Here is a 19,125-nt window from a genome sequence, read left to right as displayed (position 1 = left end):
ATAAAAATGATAAAAGACTTATGCTTTTGCTTTGTCTATGATATAATAAATGTATCGGGCTCAGAAGATTGAACCTAAGATTTCAGGGATCAGTATACTCCCCGAATAAGAGTAATATGTATTACGAGATTTTAATGAATTAAAGTTACATCTTTTCATCATTAAAAATTCAAAAATTTATGATTTTGACAACACTTTTTAAAAGATAAAGTTTTTAACTTTGATAACATTCTTACTATCAGCATATTCCATCAGACACAATTACACCAAATACAATAAAATAATATGGAACCATTTACTGTTAACATTCCTGAATCAGTGATAACCGACCTGAAAAACCGCTTACAAAACACCCGTTGGCCGGACGAACCTGAGGGTGCCGGCTGGCATTACGGCACCAACGAAATTTATCTGAAAGAACTTACCCAATACTGGATAAACGACTACGACTGGCGGATGAGTGAACTGCAGCTGAATCAACATCCTCAGTATACAACCCATATTGACGGAATTCTGATCCACTTTCAGTATATCAGAGGAAAAGGCATTAATCCCAAACCTTTAATTCTTACTCATGGCTGGCCGGACAGCTATTACCGCTTTCATAAGATCATTCCATTGCTTACTGAGGGCGAACAGAGCTTCGATCTGGTTATACCTTCCATTCCGGGATTTGGGTTTTCAGATAAAAAAGCTGTCAGCAGTGAAAAAGTGGCAGATCTGTGGAAAAAACTGATGACTGAGGTTCTTGGATATAAAAAATTCTGTGCTGCCGGAGGAGATATAGGGATGGGTGTAGTAAAGACGCTGGCTTCAAAATATCCCGAACTAATGGAAGCTGTTCATCTTACAGATGTGGGATATCCTACCGGCCAGGAAGACCCCGCAACAATGAGTGAGGAAGAAAAAAAGTTTGCTCAGTTTGTCCAGCAATGGTGGTATAGTGAAGGCGCCTATGCTATGGTACAGTCTACCAAACCTCAATCACTCGCTTACGGTCTGAACGACTCCCCTGTCGGGCTGGCAGGCTGGATCGTAAGCTTTGTAAACGCCGGAGCTCCTCCGGAGCTCATTGAAACTGCATTTGGCGGAAAAGATGAAATGCTCACCAATATTATGATTTACTGGGTAACTCAAACGATAGGATCTTCTGCGAGAATGTACAAAGAAGATGCAGCTGCCTTATGGAGAGGAACGCATGTTCATCAAAAGAGTAATGTTCCGGCCGGAGTGCTCGTATTTCCGCGGGAAGCTCAGTTTCCGAAAGAATGGGCAGAACGGTTTGTAAATGTGACCAGTTTTAAAAAAATGAATGAAGGAGGGCATTTTGCCGCCCTGGAATTACCTCATATATTTGCAGATGAACTGAGATCATTCTTTTATTCTGTCTGATGAAATAGTTTTTCATGAAGAAATATCATATGACTATTGATGGAAATATGAATAAAAAAGTGACATGTGAAGAGGAAAGAACGCTGAATGATTTTGTCTTAAAATATCTTTCTGAACAGTAATTTCAGAAGGCTCCACAAGTTATCCACATTTTTTTGTGGGTAACTTGCGAATTTTAACATTTAATTCATATTTCGTATTAAAATTATCACTACATTTACTATGTAATAAACATCGAAGTGGAAACTTTATTTGCTTTTCTTACTACTCTTGAAATTGCAATTAAATTTGAAATAAAAATTTAAGCACAGCATTGTCGGCTGTGCTTTTTATTGTTGTCTAATTAAAAAAATGAGATGTATTTATCTACTGGATCTACCCCTAAAGGGTAGATTCTTTTATCCATATACCCTCCTTGTAACACGATTTGTAGCCCCACCAGGAATCGAACCTGGATCTAAAGTTTAGGAAACTTCTATTCTATCCATTGAACTATGAGGCCTGATTGAATAATAAAATTACAAATTATTCTCCAAAAGAATATTATATCACAGAATCTGATATTTAAAATCTTCCACAAAAAAACCTCCCGAATCACTGAGAGGTCATACTGTAATTTGTCAGAAATATGAAATTTTCAATGCTCAAATATAATGAGCGTTTATATCATTGAATATGATCTGAATCATATACGAAGGAGTAAAATCCTGTAAAGTCAATAGCAATGTAGATTTTACTGTACAGAATACTAAAATTAAAACATATGAATCTTTTGCGATTCATATGAAAAAATATGGTAATCAAGACCTGTATGCTTTTTATATTCTTCCGGAAATTTTCTTATCACATCAAAGTAGTTTCCCAGTTCAGTCTCTATATTCCATGACCTGCTTAAGTAAATCACTTTCCACAATCCACCTCCTATTGAAAGCATATCTTTTTTATCATCTCCATGATACCATTTTATAATGGGTGAATCTCCTACATTACAGCACACACTCATTTCATCCAGTAAATCAATCCACTGATATTCTACAGGAACCAGTATATGATTATTTGTATTAATTAATCCCCACTTCCCATTACCCAATCTTCCTTTATATTGATCACCATTCCAAGAGCTGCTATCACACAGAAATTGATCAAAAAGTTCATGTGATTCATCATCAAATCTCCAGAGATAGTCTCCAATAAAAACCTTAAAATATTTTTCATCTATCAAAGGAGAAATATAATCATATATGGGTGGTATAATCTGTAATCCTGTAATTTGCATTACTCCCCATCTTTTTTTTCCGTCTATAATGGTGTAAAAACGAACCTTACCATGTGAATGATCAATTATTTTTGATACGGGAAGTTCCACTATATTATTATATTCATCAGCTGTATATACTTTTCCATCTTTGTATTGAAAAATTGCGTTTTTATGCTGTTCAGATATAAAAATTGCCTGATAGAGTTCTAAAGGATTATCCATTGCTTTTATAAATTAAATATTAAGTTTTATTATCTGCTATTGATGATAAAGCAGTCGAGTATCATTACATTTATAAAACGGCAAATTGTGAGATCAACATAACTTTACTCATACGTTAAGAGATCAAAAGTATAAATAATTCAGCAAGAAATAACTGCTTATATGGGAACTTGTTTACATTTTTATGGGATATTAAAACTGAAAAAAATATTACTTTTTGCTCCTGATTCTGTTTTTATCAAATTAAATTGTACATTTGCTTTTCTATTATGCAAAAATTTCTCAGAGTCTTTTTTGTTTTTTCTTTACTTCTGATATTTGTTTCGAATGTCAGCGGGATAACGACATGTCTTGATCATGCCAGACACTCCAAAAGTAAAGTGATCTATAAAAAAGGTTCAAAAGAAGAGAAAATTCCTACCTTTTCTCAGGACGACGAATGTCAGTGTGCACTTCATCTGCATATGACCAATGTTCTTCTTCCTGAAACTTTGAATCTGGATTTTGCTATCGACACTACTAATGATAACGAGATGCCACAGCCGAAAGCCATTTCATATCGTTGCCTTCTCGATTTTTTCAGCTCCAGAGCTCCCCCATCCACATTTTCTGCGGTAGCGTACTCTATGCTGCCCTAATATTTCGTTTACAGATTTTTTAGTCTGTACTGTAATTCCGTGGATACCTGTGTCTTCAAATTAGTAAGGATATCCTTTTATTAATAGGCAAATTCACTGCCCCTACTTCCCTGTTCATGACTACCAGTAATTTTAATTATTCGGGAATAATTCATTGTATTTCCCCAAATTCTGTGAAACTTTTCAGTCTAAGTTTCATCACCGCATCGTCATTTCTGTATGCACAGTCCCGTTCTGAAGATTCTTTATCTACAGTGGTTCAAACCGTTGAGGTTATCGGAAGAAAGTCTAAAGATTATACGTCCGTCTACTCTTTTGCAGCCACCAAGATTGCAATGAAAAATAAAGATCTGCCTTTAACTCTCAATACGGTTACCAAGGAACTGATTACCGACCGACAAGCCTTTCAGCTTGGAGATGTAATGAAAAATGTTAACGGGGTCTCTCCTTCCAGCTATTATAATCAGTACAATATCCGTGGAATCAGCCAGAATGAGGAGGGCCAGATTATCAACGGTATGCGAACCCGGCAATACTATTTTCTACAGCCGATGACCTCCAATATAGAACGTGTGGAAATTTTTAAAGGTCCGGCAAGCATTACCATGTCAAGTGTGGATCCTGGAGGAACGATTAATATGGTGACTAAAAAACCATTGCCCGTTTCCCGACATGAGATCACTTCATCAGGAGGCAGCTTTGATACTTACCGTGTCTCCACAGATCTTACAGGTCCTTTGAATAAGAGTAAAACCTTGCTTTACCGTTTTAACGGAGCTTACCAGAACGCTTACTCATTCAGGGATCATGTTAAAAACAGCGGTATTCTGATCTCGCCATCCCTGACATTTATTCCCGATGAAAAGACCTCTGTGAATATAGAAATGATTTTCAATGATCTCTATGGAAACCTGGACCGTGGGCAGCCTATTTTCGGTGCTGTAGCCGGAAAAACAGATCTGTACAGTACTCCAAGAACATTGAACCTGGGAGCTCCTGATGACTTTTTTAAAACCAGAGAACTTATTCTGATGGGAAGTGTTGCCCATCATTTTAACCAATCGATTAGTTTTAATGCCTCGTATATGAAGCAATACTGGAGAGAAAATCTTCAGGAGCACAGAACAACCAATTCTTTTGTTCCTGATATGGACAACAAACCGGTTTCCAGTCTCGCCATGATGCAGTTTGTACAGAGAAGACAAAACTGGGCAACAGATAATATAAATGCCTATTTTAATTTTAAATTTAAAACAGGAGCTGTTCAGCATCAGGCTTTAATAGGCTATGACGGGCAGATCTGGGACAAACGAAAAGGAGGACTGCAAAATGCCGCAAGAGGTTTTCTTTTAAAGAGCGGATCAGTAGCATCCTCTTACGATCCTGCAAAAGCTTCAGATTATCAGACCCTCAATTACAATGGAACGATCATTCCAAAGCCTAATGTCACACCGTTTGATCTGAATCCCGGAGCACAAAATTATCAGGGACCTGATTTTAATACGCTTAATGTGATCACCGCCTTACCCTCCGCTCGTACCACTACTCATGCAGCTTATATCCAGCATCTTTTTACCTGGAAAAAGTTCAGAATATTATCAGGAATCCGTCAGGAGTGGTTTCAGGATACTACCAATTTCAAGGAAACCAACGAATCTTCTTTTAAAAACAACAAACTGCTGTACAGATTCGGGATTACCTACAGCATAACCGATAACATCAACCTTTATGGAACTTACCTTACCGGTTATCAGCCGCAATCCAATACGGTAACATTAATGCCCAATACCTCCAGTCTTACAGGATCTGCTGCAAGGTTTAAACCTTTGACTTCCGATCTTAAAGAAATGGGTATCAAAGCACAGATTTTTGGCAGAATTTCATTAAATCTGGCCGTGTATGAGATTAACCAGAGAAATATCATCATCAACGCCAATAATCCATCAGAACCTGATGAACTTATACAGCGAGGGGCAGACAGAAGCCGTGGATTTGAGGCTGAATTTTCCGGACATATCCTTCCTCGATGGCATATTTACGGAGGATACAGCTATATTGACGCTAAAATACTGGATGATTCCAACCTTGATCTTGTGGGAAAAAGAAAAGAAAATACCTCTAAAAATTCGGTCAATATCTGGACCCGCTACAATTTCTCAAACACCGAAGTGATCAAAGACTTTGGAATCGGGGCAGGAATGCTTTATCAGAGTTCAAAAGTTCCATGGTTTACAAGAAGTTTTGAACTTCCTGCCTATACTACAATAGATGCAGCCTTATATTACAGCCCGGCAAAAACGGTTCAGCTTGCTTTTAACCTGAATAATATTACCAATAAAGTCTATTGGATCGGAGCTCAGAATTATCTGAGGCTATTTCCGGGAACTCCAAGAAATTATTTACTAACCGCTACTTATAAATTTTAAACTATGGCTATTTCAAACCTACAGCTGATCGTGGGAAAAACCTTGCAGGATCTGTTTAAAGGAAAACAGAACCTTATCATTACGGTTAATGTACTTCTCTTCTGTATGCTGAGCATCGGCATAGGATTTACAAAATATACCGGTTCTTTTTCAAAAATAAAGGAATACCGGGAAGAAGTGCGCGAACATTGGGAACACAGACCGGATAAGCATCCCCACCGTATGGCTCACTACGGCTATTTGGTTTTCAGGATCGGTCATCCGCTGAATATTTTTGACAACGGCTTAGATGATTATCTGGGAAATGTCATATTCCTGGAGGCTCACAAACAAAATACCGCTAACCTTTCGGAAGCAGGAAGCTCAGGGACTTTGATTAGATTCGGGGCTTTCAGCAGTGCTTTTATTCTGCAGAGTATTGTGCCACTTATCATTCTTTTTCTGGGGTTTGGATTAATTGTACAGGAACGGGAGAATGCTACATTAAAAATCATCAGCGTACAGGGTGCTTCGGGAAGAGATATCGTCTGGGGAAAAACTCTGGGACTCTGGCTGTTTTCTTTATGTTTTCTGATTCCTGTAATTCCTGTTGTGTTTTGGGCAGCAATGATGTCAGAAACTACAGATTCCACTGATATTTTAATAAGACTATCGCTTCTTCTTCCTGCTTATATGATCTATTATTTTTTTATCAGTGCCCTGGCAGTTATCATTTCAGCGAACAGTAAAAACACCTCTTCAGCGTTGATCAGCCTTATCGGATTCTGGCTTCTTTTCATTATCGTTTTGCCGAAGGGAGTTCAGTTTGCTGCTCAGAATCTGTATCCGGCGCCTTCCCGAATCGCTTTTGAGACCGATCTTGAAAAGGATATTTTAAAATCCGGAGACAGTCACAATCCTGACGATCCTCATTTTAAGAAAATCAAAGATTCCCTACTTACCCGTTATAATGTAAAAACAACGAACAAGCTTCCTTTCAATTATGGTGGATTTGTCATGAAAGAAGGAGAGAAAATAAGTTCACAGATTTATATCAGACATCAGAAAGAACTGCAGGCCATTTACAACAGACAACAGAATCTGACTGATATTTCAGGGCTGATCAATCCTTCTGTCGCTGTTAAAAACTTTTCCATGATGGCCACCGGCACTGATTTTTTTTCCTACACCCAATTTCAAAAGCAGGCAGAAGAATACCGCTATCAAATGGCCCAGCATTTAAATGACCTTCAGATAAAGCATATCAGCAATATTAAACCTGAAAAAGGCGGACCTCCCGCTGTCATCGACAAAGACAACTGGAAGAAGTTTCCGGATTTTCAATACCGATATACTTCTGTCTCTGAAAGTCTGAAAGCACAGCCAATACCTGCAGCAGCATTAGCCTTATGGCTGATTATCTGTATTGTTGCCATCGAAATAAGTGGAAGAAAATTAAAATTAATCTAATGAACCGTTATTTATATATCCAATTTTACCGTAACAAAGCATATCTCATAGCATTGTTGTTTTTATTCATGGCCGGATTAATGGCTATTTATACCGGGAAAAAATTTCTTGACAGAAACGAAGATATCATCTCCAAAAGCGGAGCGTTTCAGAAAGAAAGCATAGCACGAAATACTAAATTTCATAAAGATGATCTGGGACTGGCTCTATATTATATCAAATTTAATTTAGTCAATGAAACGCCCAAACTGGCTGCTCTCAATATCGGAATGCGTGATTTAAACCCTTCTATCCAGGGAGTAACCATCCGGAATCTGGAAGAACAGCGCTACAATGCTGATTTCTATAATCCGGCCAATGCAGCGGTTGGAAACTTTGATTTCAGTTTTGTTATTGTTTTCCTCTTTCCATTGGTCATTGTAGCATTTTGTTATAACCTGATTTCTGAAGAAGAAGAAAAAGGAACCTGGAAGCTGCTGTCGGTTCAAAGCGGCAATTTGCAGAGTTTTTTAGATCAGAAGATGCTTATCCGCCTTTTAGCAGTCACAGCTGTATATCTGATTTTAATGATTATTGCCTCTGCCTGGATAAAGATACCCTTGGACCTTTATTTTATTGCTTTTGCAGCAAGCGGATGGCTTTATGTTCTATTTTGGTTTGCGTTGTGCAGATGGATTGTTTCTTTCCGTAAATCATCGGCTCAGAATGCATTGATTCTCCTTATCGTATGGGTGGCCATCAATTTTATCATTCCTATGAGCAGCAATATCCTGATTCAGAAGATTTATCCTGTTCACGAATCTCTCAAAGCAGTAATGGAACAGAGAGAGGGTTATCACAATAAGTGGGATGAAGCCAAACAGCCCACTATGGAAAAGTTTTACGAAGCATATCCCCAATACAGAAATTTCACAGTGGAAGAAAATGATGCATTTACCTGGACGTGGTATTATGCTATGCAGCATATGGGTGATCTGGAATCTTCGAAATCCTCAGAACAGTACACCGAAAAAATGCAGAAAAGAAATCTGGCTGCCAGCTACCTCGGCTATCTCCTGCCGAATCTTCATACCCAGCTTGTATCAAGCCATCTTGCAAAAACAGATATGAGCAATCATTTACAATATGCTTCTTCTCTTAAAAAATTTCATGAGAAAAAACGTTTGTTCTTCTACCCTCTTATTTTCTCGGAAAAAAATGCTGAGTCTGTCAACTGGGCACAGCAGATTACAGAAGTCTTCAGATTTTCTGAACACATCGGATATGTTCAGATATTTCTCCCATACCTAATCTTCATCGCTTTATTTATCATTCTTTCACAAAACAAATACAGAAAACTATGCTAAAAACAATCAATCTCCATAAAAAATACAACAGCTTCACCGCGCTTCATTCTCTAAACCTGGAAGTAAAAAAGGGAGAAATTTTTGCACTGCTCGGTCAGAACGGCGCCGGAAAAAGTACCACGATCAATATTCTTCTCGGGTTAATTAAAGCAACTTCCGGAGATGCTTTTATTAATGGGATCTCAGTAAAAGATGAACCTCAGAAAATAAAAAAGCATCTGGCTTATATTCCTGAAACGGTTCTTTTATATCCTCACCTTACCGGAATGGAGAATCTTGATTTTTTTTCCAAAATTGCCGGATTCGATTATCAGAAAGATGAGCTGTCTGCACTCCTTAAACGGACCGGTTTACAGGAAACCGCTCACCAGAAAGCATTGGGAGGGTATTCTAAAGGAATGCGCCAAAAAGTAGGTATTGCTATTGCTCTCGCCAAAGATGCAAAAGTACTTCTCCTTGATGAACCCACCAGCGGACTGGACCCAATAGCCACTGCTGAATTTACAGAAATTGTCCGGCAGCTGGGTCAGGAAGGCAGAACGGTATTAATGGCAACTCATGATATTTTCAATGCAGTAAGTGTTGCTACCAACATTGGAATTATGAAACAGGGAGAACTTGTACAGAACTTACCTTCCAAGGCTTTTACAGCCCAGGAACTGCAGGAATTATATCTTAAAACAATTTGATGTTTATGTTACTCTGATAAGTAACTTTTCATATTATCAATTTGGTTGATGCCCGGGAATATTTTGTTGCCGGGCATTTTTACTGATCATCTTATTTATGCCAACGCTTTCTTGTATTCGGCTAAAGCTCTTTCACGGGCATAGGTATGCTCTACAATGGGGAAAGGATATTCAGGGGTATTCCATTCGGGCAGCCATTTTTTTATATAATGCAGGTCTTTGTCAAACTTTTCTGTCTGAGCTGCCGGATTAAAAACCCTGAAATAAGGTGCTGCGTCACAACCACTCCCTGCTGCCCACTGCCAGTTTCCGTTATTGGCTGCAAGGTCATAGTCATTCAGTTTGGAAGCAAAATAAGCTTCGCCCCACCGCCAGTCAATCAGCAAATGTTTACATAAGAAACTCGCAACGATCATCCGCACACGGTTATGCATATAGCCTGTCTGATTAAGCTCCCTCATCCCGGCATCTACGATCGGATATCCTGTAGTGCCATCGCACCAGTGCTTAAACTCATTCTCATTGTTCCGCCAATGAATGTTGTCATACCTGGTTTTAAAAGATTGTTGGACAACCTGAGGAAAATGATACAAAATCTGCATAAAAAACTCACGCCAGATCAGTTCAGAAAGCCATACAGCATTATGTTTCAATGCAAAAGCCACACATTTTCTGATGCTGATGGTTCCAAAACGTAAGGCAGTTCCCAGCTGTGTTGTATGCTGTAAAGCAGGATAATCACGATATTGATCATAATTATCGATGACGGAAGCCTCCAGAACCGGTTTTTTAAAATCAAATTCCGTTTTTTTGAAACCTATCTCTTTTAAAGTAAGGATATCGGAATGTTCCTGGGAAAAAAGATTTTTAAGATTTAATTCAACAGGCTGATAGTGTTCGGGAGTTAGCGTCTCCCGCCACTTCTTTGCAAAAGGAGTGTAAACGGTATAGGGAGAACCGTCTTTTTTAATAATCTGATCCTTATCAAAAATTACCTGATCCTTATAGGCTTTAAAAGGAATTTCTTTTTCCGTAAAAAAATAATAGACCTCCTTGTCTCTTTCAATGGCCTGGGGCTCATAATCCCGGTTACAGAATACACTTTCAATATCATATTCTTCAGACAGTTTTCTGAATATTTCTATGGGTTTTCCATAATACGTATTGAGTTTTGAACCGTATTTTTTTAAAGAAAGATTGATAGCTGTCAAAGCCTGATGAATATAATCAACTCTGCGGTCTTCCTTATCTTCAAGTTTTCCGAGAATATCGGTATCAAATATAAAAATGGGCATTACCGGAGCTTCAGACTGAAGTGCATGGTGAAGACCAATATTGTCTTCTAACCTCAAATCACGTCTCAGCCAGAATAGGGTGATTTTACTTTTCATGATTTTTTCAAATTCAAACTACTTCTTTTCATTCCTTTCTTTGGAATCCTTTTCCTAACGAAAGATAAAGATACTGATTATCCTATAAAATTGTAAGCGTTAGAATAAATGAACTTTATCATGACCAATTTATCTGACTATATCCAGTAAAATTTCCGACCTTTACAGGGATTTTAATTGAAAAGAAACTTACAGCAATGGAAGAATTTGAAGTACCGGTAACTTATAAGGGTAAAGAACTGCTTTTTAACGGAAAGCTGGCTACATTCTCTTATGGATATAAGCTGTATGTAGACGTAGATGGAACTGAAGTCGTTATTGAGCGTGATGATCACGGTGATTTAAGGGCTCTCCTTCCGGATGCTGCTTCGGAAAAAAATATAGACAAAGGACTTATTGAAGCCATTATAGAAGTATTTAAAGAGCTTCAGGTTTTATAGGTGATAAGCCAATGAATCCTAAATTTTTTAGGAGACAAACTTCTCTAAAAAACAAATTTTATTGCAAAACTGAAAAAATCTGATTAGTTTTATTTTCAAAAATAACTCTGTTTACATCCTGATATTCTGTAATATGAGAAAATTAACTTTTCTTTTTCTGATTGCAACCATTCATTCGCTCCATGCACAGCAAAGCCATGTAAAACAATTCATCATAGGACTGGATTCTATTCGTACCCAGCTAAATATCCCAGGAATGGCCGTTGCCGTAAAACAAAGGAATACGATTCTGCTTAAGCAGGGTTACGGATATTCAGACTTAGAAAATAAGATTCCCGTTACCTCACAAACGACCTTCCGTGTGGCATCAGTAACCAAAACACTGACCTCTACTCTGGTTATGCAGCTTGTAGAAAAGAAAAAACTAAATCTAGATAATCCGATTACGGCATATGGAATTGACTTGGGAGATTCTTCAATCACAGTAAAACAATTACTTACCCATACTTCTGACGGAGTCCCTGGAAAGTACTTTCAGTACAATGGTTATCGTTTTGGTTTATTAGGTCCTGTTCTTGAAAAGGCATCCGGTGTTCCTTTCTACCGCTTATTAACAGAAAGAATACTTATTCCAGTAAATATGCTTTCATCTGCTCCATCCATCTCATTGAATCAGTTCTATGAATACAAAACCATCAATCCTCTAATTCTTCCGTTTTTCGATACAGCATTTAGCAGATTGGCCAAACCCTATGAACTGACTGGTTCCGGAACAGTGAAACGTATTGAATATATTAATGAATTCGGAGCGTTTGGAGGTCTTGTGACTAATGTCGAAGACTTATTAAAATACTCAGATGCAATTGATCACAACTCACTGATTTCCCAATCTACTCAAAAGCGGATCTTTACCCCAAACCGAACTGATAATGGTGCTATAACACCTTACGGAATGGGCTGGTTTGTACAGTCTTATAAGAATAGAGACTATTACTGGCATTACGGACAAACTCAGGGTGAATCAGCTCTTTTTGTAAAAGTCCCTTCTTTAGAACTTACCTTGGTAGTATTATGTAATACCGATAAACTTAGCCAGCCATTTCCACTTGGGGACGGAGACCTGTTCATGTCTCCTGTTGCCAGTTTATTTTATCACTGTTTTATTAACACTGCAGCTCATGATTCGGAACTGAAAAATAAAGAATTAATAAGCCAGGCTTCAATTGCTATTGTAAAAGGAGATACATTGAAAGCTCAAAAGCTTTACAGTGTATACAGGAATATCAATAGTAATGATAACAAGGCTCTGATTCGTTCTGGAAAAGTCATTGCTGAAATCAGTAATGTCAGTATTAACAAAAACCTCAGCCGCTCATTCACGCTTGTAAAACCTGTATCCTTGAAAGTATATGGTGTAGGTGAAAACTGCTCAGGAGACAGCAGTTCATGGTGTGACTATGGATGGATAGAAGATTATTCAGGAAAGATGATATGGCAGATGCAAAAGCAGCCCGCTCTTCCAGCTGGTGGTGCATTGAAAAATCAGAAAGTTGTTCAAAAAATTTTTTTACCTGCCGGAAAATATACTCTTCATTATAAATCAGATTCAGGACATGCTTATAATCATTGGGATTCACTCCCTCCGGATGATTTTTTCTGGGGAATAATTCTTTCAGAAGAGCAATAATCTATCATTCAAAAACCACGTAATTTACTTTATCCACTCCGGTATTCCCTGTTTTCTCATGATAAGCATAAAGCACCAGCTCATAGTTCCCAGGTGAAGTAATGACATAGCTCCCTTCAAACAGATTGGTTGAAACCAGAGACATGTCTATATTCTTTACCAGTTTGCCATCCTTTTTCAGAATCCCTTTCACTTCAATTTCATCTGAGTTCCATACTCCTCCTTTATCGATGACGCAGCCACACATCATGACAATATTCGCCTGAAACAGAAAAGGTTTGTCTTTAATACTGTTCAAAGCAATATATTGATGGGTTCTGGGTTTCAGAATATCAATAATATACCCCGGAATTTCAAGAATAATTCCTTCTCCCAAAATATGTTTCCCTGGAATCAGCCACAGCTCTGTACTTACAACTGCTTGCGCCTGTTTGCTGTTTAGAGGAGAAATAACCTCTATATTGACAAAAGTAGGCTCATCAATATCTACTGTGGCTATAAACCCACCTGTCTGCTCATCTGCAATGGAATTTCCTCTGACTTTAGGAGTCTTCATAATCAGATCTGTATTCCCTGTGCTGCCCGTTGTCTTTCCTTCTGCCAGGATTCGCTGGTTCAGCTTGTTCCTGATAATAATATGCGCTCCTCCCAATGAGGTTCCGATAAATTTGGCATCTCTTGCTTTAGCCCTTATCATAACTTTTGTTTCCGTGGCAGAGACCATAAGATGGGAAAAAAGAAATACAGTGATAAAAAGTAATATTCTCATAATGGGTTTGATTTTAAATATTCCTGTTTGAAACGATGATGGAAAGATTCACTTTTAAGTTCCTGATCAATACGATCCAGATAATTGAAAACCAACAGGTCATCTGACAATAGTTTCAATATTGCTTTTTCGCAGCTGTCCCATATCTTCTCCAGTTCAGGCAGCATTTCTATTGCCTTAGGAGATAACGAAATGATCTGTTTCCTTTTATCTATACTGTCTTTTTTGATGACGAGATATCCCTTTTCGGTCATTTTCTTAACAATAACCACGACAGACGGATGTGAATATCCCAACGGCTCAGCAATATCGGTAATAGAAATTTCACCTTTTTTTTGCAGCAACATAAAAACCAGATACCAATTGGGTTCAACATCAATTCCGAATTCTTTATAAAATTTTCTGACATCATGAGACATTCGGTCACTGATTCTTTTAAGTCTGCTATCCAGCGCCTTATACCCTAATTCTTTAATAAAATCAAAATCCATTTGAAATCTATTTTGCTGTAAATATACATAATATAAAGTCAACTATATAGTTAACTTTATATTATTTTTAATTTGAACATAAATACCAGAGAAAATCCTTTTCAAAGAGCTTAGTTATTTGAAATTTTTTCTGTAATTTCCGGGAGTTACTCCCTTATGTTTTTTAAAAAGTTTGGAAAGATGGCTTTCATCACTGAACTGGAGTTCATAGGCAATTTTACTTAATCGTACACTGCTGTATTTCAAATAGGTCTCTACCAGCTTCATTCTATAGTCCAGCAGATAATCCTGATAGGAAATTCCGGTCTGCTGTTTAAAATATTCCCCGAAATAGTTCCCGGAAATTCCAAAATGATCGGCAATAACCTGGATTCCGGTCTTCTCACGGTCTTTTATATGCTGCTGAATATAAGTGATGATTTTCATGATAGAAAATGCTTTCCGGTTTTCCTGAAGGTCTGAGGTTTCACTCTGAAGGATATTTCTGGCAATAAGATTCAGAAGGATCGACATACAATTGCGGATGACAAGATAGTCCTCCGCTTTGTTTTTAAACTCACTGGCAATCTGCAGAATAAGGGTTTCCGCAAACTGTTCATCATTTTTATTCCTGAAAACACAGCCAGCCCTTGCATGATAATTATGGCTGATGTATTGCAGTTTATACAAATTTTCACAGCTTTCAATACGGTCTGCCTCCAGCCGGATTCTGTCAATAAACTCAACCGGACACTGAATACTAATCAGGCGGGATCCTTCACTTTGAAAACAATATACTTCCTGTTGCGGGATAATGAAAAGCTTACCCTGAGAGAAAGTAATACTGCGGTCATCATACCTAAGTGCACCCTTCCCTCTGACAACATAAACAAACGAAAGAAAAGTTTTTGTTTTCAACATGATCTCTTCATCTTTTAATTCTATGTCTTTTACGTCAATTTCTTCAAGCGGAAGTCCTTTCATATTACACCATATTTTCCTCCAAAAGTACAATTTTAGCAGAATATTTAGCGGGTATTTTTGTATAAAAAAATTATGAATATATATCCGAAACGTTGGCAGGCACTCAACTTCCTGATCATAGGAGCCTTTCTTTCGCCACTGGATTATTTTATTGTCAATATGGCTCTGCCCTCTATAAAAAAAGCATTCAGCGCCAGTGATCATGAGCTCCAGATGGTTATTGCCATTTATGGCCTTACCTATGCAGCATTTGTGGTTTGCGGAGGACGGCTGGGTGATATTTACAGCCGCAAAAAGGTATTTGTATGGGGATTGTACACTTTTTTGGGTTCATCTCTCGCCTGCGCATTCTCCCCTGATATTACATGGCTGGTTGCTTCCAGAATGTTTCAGGGTATTGGGGCTTCACTGCTTGCCCCACAGGTGCTGGCTTCTATAAAAGACCTTTTCAGCAGTCAGGAGCAGCCTAAGGCTGTAAGTCTTTTCAGTTCAGTATTCGGGCTTGCTTCAGTTATCGGGCAATTGCTGGGCGGAGCGCTTTTAAGCATGCATTGGGGACATTTTTCATGGGAAATGGTGTTTCTTGTGAATGTACCAATCACGGTTATCTGTATTATTGGTATACATTTTACAATGGATAACAGTAACAAAAACAAACAAACGGGGATTGATTTTATTGGCGCTTTACTATTAATCCTGGCTTTGCTTATGTTCATCTGCCCTCTTATTTTCGGACAGAAATATGAATGGGCCTGGTGGGTTTTTGGGATCCTTCTTTCCGGGATCATGCTCTTAATTCTATTTATAAAATATGAAAGAAAAAAACTTCAAAAAAATCATCCGGTACTGATAGATCCGGCACTTTTACAGCAGAAACCTTTTGCATTAAGCCTTCTGATTATTTTCTTTTACAATTTCACTGCGGGTTTATTTATATGCTACCCTTACTATCTTCAGCAATTTCTTCATCAAAACTCAATGCAGACAGGGCTCGCTATAGTTCCCTATGGGTTGGCTTTTTTCCTGGCCCCTTTAGTAAGTTCCCGGATAAAAATGGCCTCTGTAAAAATGATCAATGCAGGATTGGGATTATTGATAATAGGTTTTGTAGGGAGTGCAGTAGCTTTTTATTTTCAGCAAAAGCCATCTTTTATCACCCATACTACCCTTTTCATGGCCGGATTGGGTCATGGTACGGTGATGCCAGTCATAATGCGGACAGCCATCTCTTTGGTTTCCAGGGACAAAGCCGGACAGGCTTCAGGACTGGTGAGCATAGGAATCCAGATTGGAAGCGTTACAGGAGGGGCCGTTATTGGCACTTTATTTTTTAATCTGATAAAAGTTATGGGCTTCACAGAAGCATTTACTGTCGCCATAGGAACGATTGGCGCTTTTCAGTGCATTGGAATATGGGCAGGAAATAGATTAAGAAAAATTTTGGTTCAACATAAAGATTAATTCGAAAAATACAATACATTTAAACATGAAGAATACAGAAAAAATTACCCGGGAAATCATAGAATTCCATAAGAATATTGAGAAATGGTTCCAGGGCAAAACAGAGAATCATGAAGCTCTTTACAGGACGCTGCTGTCCGGATTCTCACCGGAATTCAGAATGATCAGTGGAAATGGTGATGCCGTTACATTATCTATGCTTTCGGATTGGCTTCCAACCGTATTTGGAAAGTTTCCGGAACGCACCATTCAGGTTGAAAATATTGAAACAAACCATACTGATTATCATGGGATTGCTACGTATACAGAAACTCAGGTTACAGGAGAAGCCATTACCAAAAGAAAATCATCAGCTGTTTTCCTGATTAATGCAGAAAAGGCCCTATGGCTTCATCTTATAGAGAAATGGATATAATCCGGAGATTACACTAAATGGTACTGCATATCCGCAAATGCAGTACCAATCATCAGTACAAAATACCTGAAAGATGTGAAATTTCCTCAAAAACATCAATTACTGTTTCTGAATACTTTCATCTGCCCGGCCATCACCGCAAGCAAAATTCCAAAACAGGCAAAAAGAGCATATGAATACCTGAGGTCAAAACTCTCAGCAATATATCCGATAAGAGGCGGTCCTATTAAAAACCCTAAAAATGAAATGCTGGACACAAACGATAAAGCTATACTCGGCGCTACCGTACTTACCTTGCCTACCGTACTGTATACTGACGGTACACTCAGAGAGCTTCCAAGACCAATGATCATAAAAGCAATAACGCAGATCCATAGTTCCGGAAAGAACACACTTAAGAAAAGCCCTCCACTCATCAGTAAGCCACAACATTGCAGAACAATCCTTTTTCCATATTTCTCAATGATTCTGTTTCCGATAAACCGACCTAAAGTCATCATTAAGATAAAACTTGTATATCCCAGTATGACAAGGTTTTCAGGCACTTTAACTATAGTTTGAAAATAAACTCCACTCCAGTCGAACATAGCCCCTTCAATGGCCATACTCAGAAAACCGATAATACCCAATCCAAACAATGTAGGATTAAAAGATTTAAAAATCGAACGGGTTTGTGGTTCTGCTTTATGAATAATATGGGTCAGATTTCTTTTGCTGTACCACCAAAGCATGATAACAAGGATAAAAATAATCACAAAATGGTAAAAGGTACCTACATGGATATTAATCAATAATAAACCTACCACTGCTCCTGTAAGTCCTGCAAAACACCAGGCGCCATGATAAGACGATAAAAGCGTTCTCTTTGTAAGAGACTCAATTTCAATAGCCTGAGTATTAATTGCTATATTACACAGGTTTCCGGAAACTCCAAAGAAAAACAGAACTACTGCCAGTGCCCAGTAAGAAGGCGCTAAGCCAATTAATAGGAGAAAAAAGGAATATAGTAAAAAGCATCTTTTAATCACCCAGGTGCTTCCATAGATGCTTATCAGCTTCCCTGCCAGAACCATTGTTGAAAGCTGCCCTATCGGCATCAGGAGTAAAAGGGTACCGAGCTCTGCTTCACTGATTGAAAGTGTATTTTTGATAATCGGAATTCTGCTCGCCCAGGAAGAAAAAACAAGCCCATGGGCAAAAAAAAGTAAGAAGCAGGCTGTTGGCATTTTTGCATTAAAAGAGTCTCTCTCGTTCATCATAACAGGGTGATAAAATTCCTTGCTGCAAAGTTAAATACACACCTCTGTTAAAATATAATCCGTTTTTGTCATTTTTACGTTCCATTTTGACCACTAAAGAATAAATCACCTGTCGTTATGGTAAAATATTACTTTACTTTTGGTCTACAGAACTTCAGTTTTTACTAATTTCGTCCATAAAAATTGAACCATGAGAGAGAAATGGATTCCTTATCCCACGATTTTAGAAGGGAAAACAGTTGAATTAATTCCCCTTGAAAAAGAACATTTTGAAGAATTATATGCTGCAGCTGCTGATAAAGAGCTATGGGAGCTGATTCCCACAGACTGTTCAGATAAAAAACTGTTTTACAAGAGCTATGAGCTGGCATTATCCGAAAGAGAGTCCGGGAACCAGTATCCTTTTGTAATACGCCATAAAGAAACCCGGAAGCTGATAGGGTCAACACGTTTTTTTGAGATATATCCTGCAGATAAAAAACTGGAAATCGGATGGACATGGATCACAAAAGAGTTCTGGGGAACATCCGTTAATCTCGAATGTAAACTATTACTTTTAACATTCTGCTTTGAAACACTGAGAACCAACAGGGTACAATTGAAAACAAAAGACAATAATTTCAGGTCAAGAAAAGCTATTGAAAAAATTGGTGGCGTTTTCGAGGGTATTTTGCGCAAAGACAAAGTACTGGGTGATGGGACTACAAGAAATGCAGCTTATTACAGTATTCTGGATAATGAATGGAATGCAGCACAGCATAAAATAGAGACTTTAATCAAAGAAAAGCAGCGTACCCCAAACCTGTAAAATAAAAAAGACAGTATACAA

At 38.1% G+C, this 19,125-nt stretch carries 17 protein-coding genes and 1 tRNA gene; 11 read left to right on the top strand and 7 right to left on the bottom strand.

Features of this window, described 5'->3' with window-relative positions:
• The first annotated feature begins 285 nt into the window (after positions 1 to 285).
• Entirely contained in the window at positions 286 to 1,392 is a 1,107-nt protein-coding gene (locus AC3FI7_RS02325; RefSeq protein WP_491461297.1) for an epoxide hydrolase family protein, read from the top strand.
• 430 nt (positions 1,393 to 1,822) lie between these two features.
• Here the strand turns inward: AC3FI7_RS02325 and AC3FI7_RS02320 are convergent.
• Positions 1,823 to 1,894, bottom strand: a tRNA-Arg gene (locus tag AC3FI7_RS02320).
• Between the two features lie 252 nt (positions 1,895 to 2,146).
• Positions 2,147 to 2,872, bottom strand: coding sequence for a WG repeat-containing protein (locus AC3FI7_RS02315; protein ID WP_491461296.1), 726 nt, complete (start codon positions 2,870 to 2,872; stop codon positions 2,147 to 2,149).
• A 269-nt stretch (positions 2,873 to 3,141) separates the two neighbouring features.
• Here AC3FI7_RS02315 and AC3FI7_RS02310 point away from each other — a divergent pair, with 269 nt between their 5' ends.
• The 5 genes from AC3FI7_RS02310 (at position 3,142) to AC3FI7_RS02290 (ending at position 9,420) form a co-directional block, all read left to right on the top strand.
• Positions 3,142 to 3,510 (top strand): hypothetical protein, encoded by a 369-nt coding sequence (locus AC3FI7_RS02310; protein ID WP_491461295.1) that lies wholly within the window; start codon positions 3,142 to 3,144, stop codon positions 3,508 to 3,510.
• A gap of 173 nt (positions 3,511 to 3,683) precedes the next feature.
• Entirely contained in the window at positions 3,684 to 5,936 is a 2,253-nt protein-coding gene (locus tag AC3FI7_RS02305; RefSeq protein WP_491461294.1) for a TonB-dependent siderophore receptor, read from the top strand.
• Positions 5,937 to 5,939: 3 nt separating this feature from the next.
• Positions 5,940 to 7,385: an ABC transporter permease gene (locus AC3FI7_RS02300; RefSeq protein ID WP_491461293.1), complete on the top strand. Its 1,446-nt coding sequence runs from the start codon at positions 5,940 to 5,942 to the stop codon at positions 7,383 to 7,385.
• Positions 7,385 to 8,731, top strand: a complete 1,347-nt coding sequence (locus AC3FI7_RS02295) for an ABC transporter permease (RefSeq protein ID WP_491461292.1) — start codon at positions 7,385 to 7,387, stop codon at positions 8,729 to 8,731. The genes AC3FI7_RS02300 and AC3FI7_RS02295 overlap by 1 nt, the downstream gene beginning before the upstream one ends.
• Positions 8,725 to 9,420, top strand: a complete 696-nt coding sequence (locus AC3FI7_RS02290; RefSeq protein ID WP_142722431.1) for an ABC transporter ATP-binding protein — start codon at positions 8,725 to 8,727, stop codon at positions 9,418 to 9,420. Before AC3FI7_RS02295 ends, AC3FI7_RS02290 begins: the two co-directional genes overlap by 7 nt.
• Before the next feature lie 95 nt (positions 9,421 to 9,515).
• Here the strand turns inward: AC3FI7_RS02290 and AC3FI7_RS02285 are convergent, their stop codons facing one another.
• The gene (locus tag AC3FI7_RS02285) at positions 9,516 to 10,811 is read right to left on the bottom strand and encodes a cryptochrome/photolyase family protein (protein ID WP_343658233.1); all 1,296 of its coding nucleotides are present in this window, start codon (positions 10,809 to 10,811) and stop codon (positions 9,516 to 9,518) included.
• Between the two features lie 197 nt (positions 10,812 to 11,008).
• Between AC3FI7_RS02285 and AC3FI7_RS02280 the strand changes: the two genes are divergently transcribed.
• Together AC3FI7_RS02280 and AC3FI7_RS02275 are read left to right on the top strand one after the other, a co-directional pair.
• On the top strand, positions 11,009 to 11,251 hold the full coding sequence (locus tag AC3FI7_RS02280; protein WP_047431165.1) for a hypothetical protein: 243 nt from the start codon (positions 11,009 to 11,011) through the stop codon (positions 11,249 to 11,251).
• A 133-nt stretch (positions 11,252 to 11,384) separates the two neighbouring features.
• Positions 11,385 to 12,938: a serine hydrolase domain-containing protein gene (locus tag AC3FI7_RS02275; protein WP_491461291.1), complete on the top strand. Its 1,554-nt coding sequence runs from the start codon at positions 11,385 to 11,387 to the stop codon at positions 12,936 to 12,938.
• 4 nt (positions 12,939 to 12,942) lie between these two features.
• On the opposite strand, the gene AC3FI7_RS02270 is transcribed toward AC3FI7_RS02275, so the two are convergent.
• The 3 genes from AC3FI7_RS02270 to AC3FI7_RS02260 form a co-directional block, all read right to left on the bottom strand.
• Positions 12,943 to 13,707, bottom strand: coding sequence for a hypothetical protein (locus tag AC3FI7_RS02270; protein WP_491461290.1), 765 nt, complete (start codon positions 13,705 to 13,707; stop codon positions 12,943 to 12,945).
• The gene (locus tag AC3FI7_RS02265) at positions 13,704 to 14,198 is read right to left on the bottom strand and encodes a MarR family winged helix-turn-helix transcriptional regulator (protein ID WP_491461289.1); all 495 of its coding nucleotides are present in this window, start codon (positions 14,196 to 14,198) and stop codon (positions 13,704 to 13,706) included. The genes AC3FI7_RS02270 and AC3FI7_RS02265 overlap by 4 nt, the downstream gene beginning before the upstream one ends.
• A 114-nt stretch (positions 14,199 to 14,312) precedes the next feature.
• Complete coding sequence (locus tag AC3FI7_RS02260; protein WP_491461288.1) at positions 14,313 to 15,161, bottom strand: AraC family transcriptional regulator; 849 nt, start codon at positions 15,159 to 15,161, stop codon at positions 14,313 to 14,315.
• 72 nt (positions 15,162 to 15,233) lie between these two features.
• On the opposite strand from AC3FI7_RS02260, the gene AC3FI7_RS02255 reads away from it, so the two are divergent.
• Together AC3FI7_RS02255 and AC3FI7_RS02250 are read left to right on the top strand one after the other, a co-directional pair.
• A complete protein-coding gene (locus tag AC3FI7_RS02255) occupies positions 15,234 to 16,622 on the top strand; it encodes an MFS transporter (protein ID WP_491461287.1) in 1,389 nt (462 codons plus the stop codon).
• Between the two features lie 25 nt (positions 16,623 to 16,647).
• Positions 16,648 to 17,037 carry a hypothetical protein gene (locus AC3FI7_RS02250; protein WP_491461286.1) on the top strand — a complete coding sequence of 130 codons (390 nt, stop codon included), beginning with the start codon at positions 16,648 to 16,650 and terminating at the stop codon, positions 17,035 to 17,037.
• A 95-nt stretch (positions 17,038 to 17,132) separates the two neighbouring features.
• Here AC3FI7_RS02250 and AC3FI7_RS02245 read toward each other — a convergent pair whose 3' ends face one another.
• Entirely contained in the window at positions 17,133 to 18,296 is a 1,164-nt protein-coding gene (locus AC3FI7_RS02245; RefSeq protein WP_228451150.1) for an MFS transporter, read from the bottom strand.
• 190 nt (positions 18,297 to 18,486) lie between these two features.
• Between AC3FI7_RS02245 and AC3FI7_RS02240 the strand changes: the two genes are divergently transcribed.
• On the top strand, positions 18,487 to 19,104 hold the full coding sequence (locus AC3FI7_RS02240; RefSeq protein ID WP_142722421.1) for a GNAT family N-acetyltransferase: 618 nt from the start codon (positions 18,487 to 18,489) through the stop codon (positions 19,102 to 19,104).
• Positions 19,105 to 19,125 lie beyond the last annotated feature (21 nt).

It is taken from the genome of Chryseobacterium sp. TQ-BC-N36, from assembly GCF_058382295.1.
The sequence above is the reverse complement of the archived record's forward strand: the minus strand, read 5'-3'. Positions and strand labels throughout refer to the sequence as shown.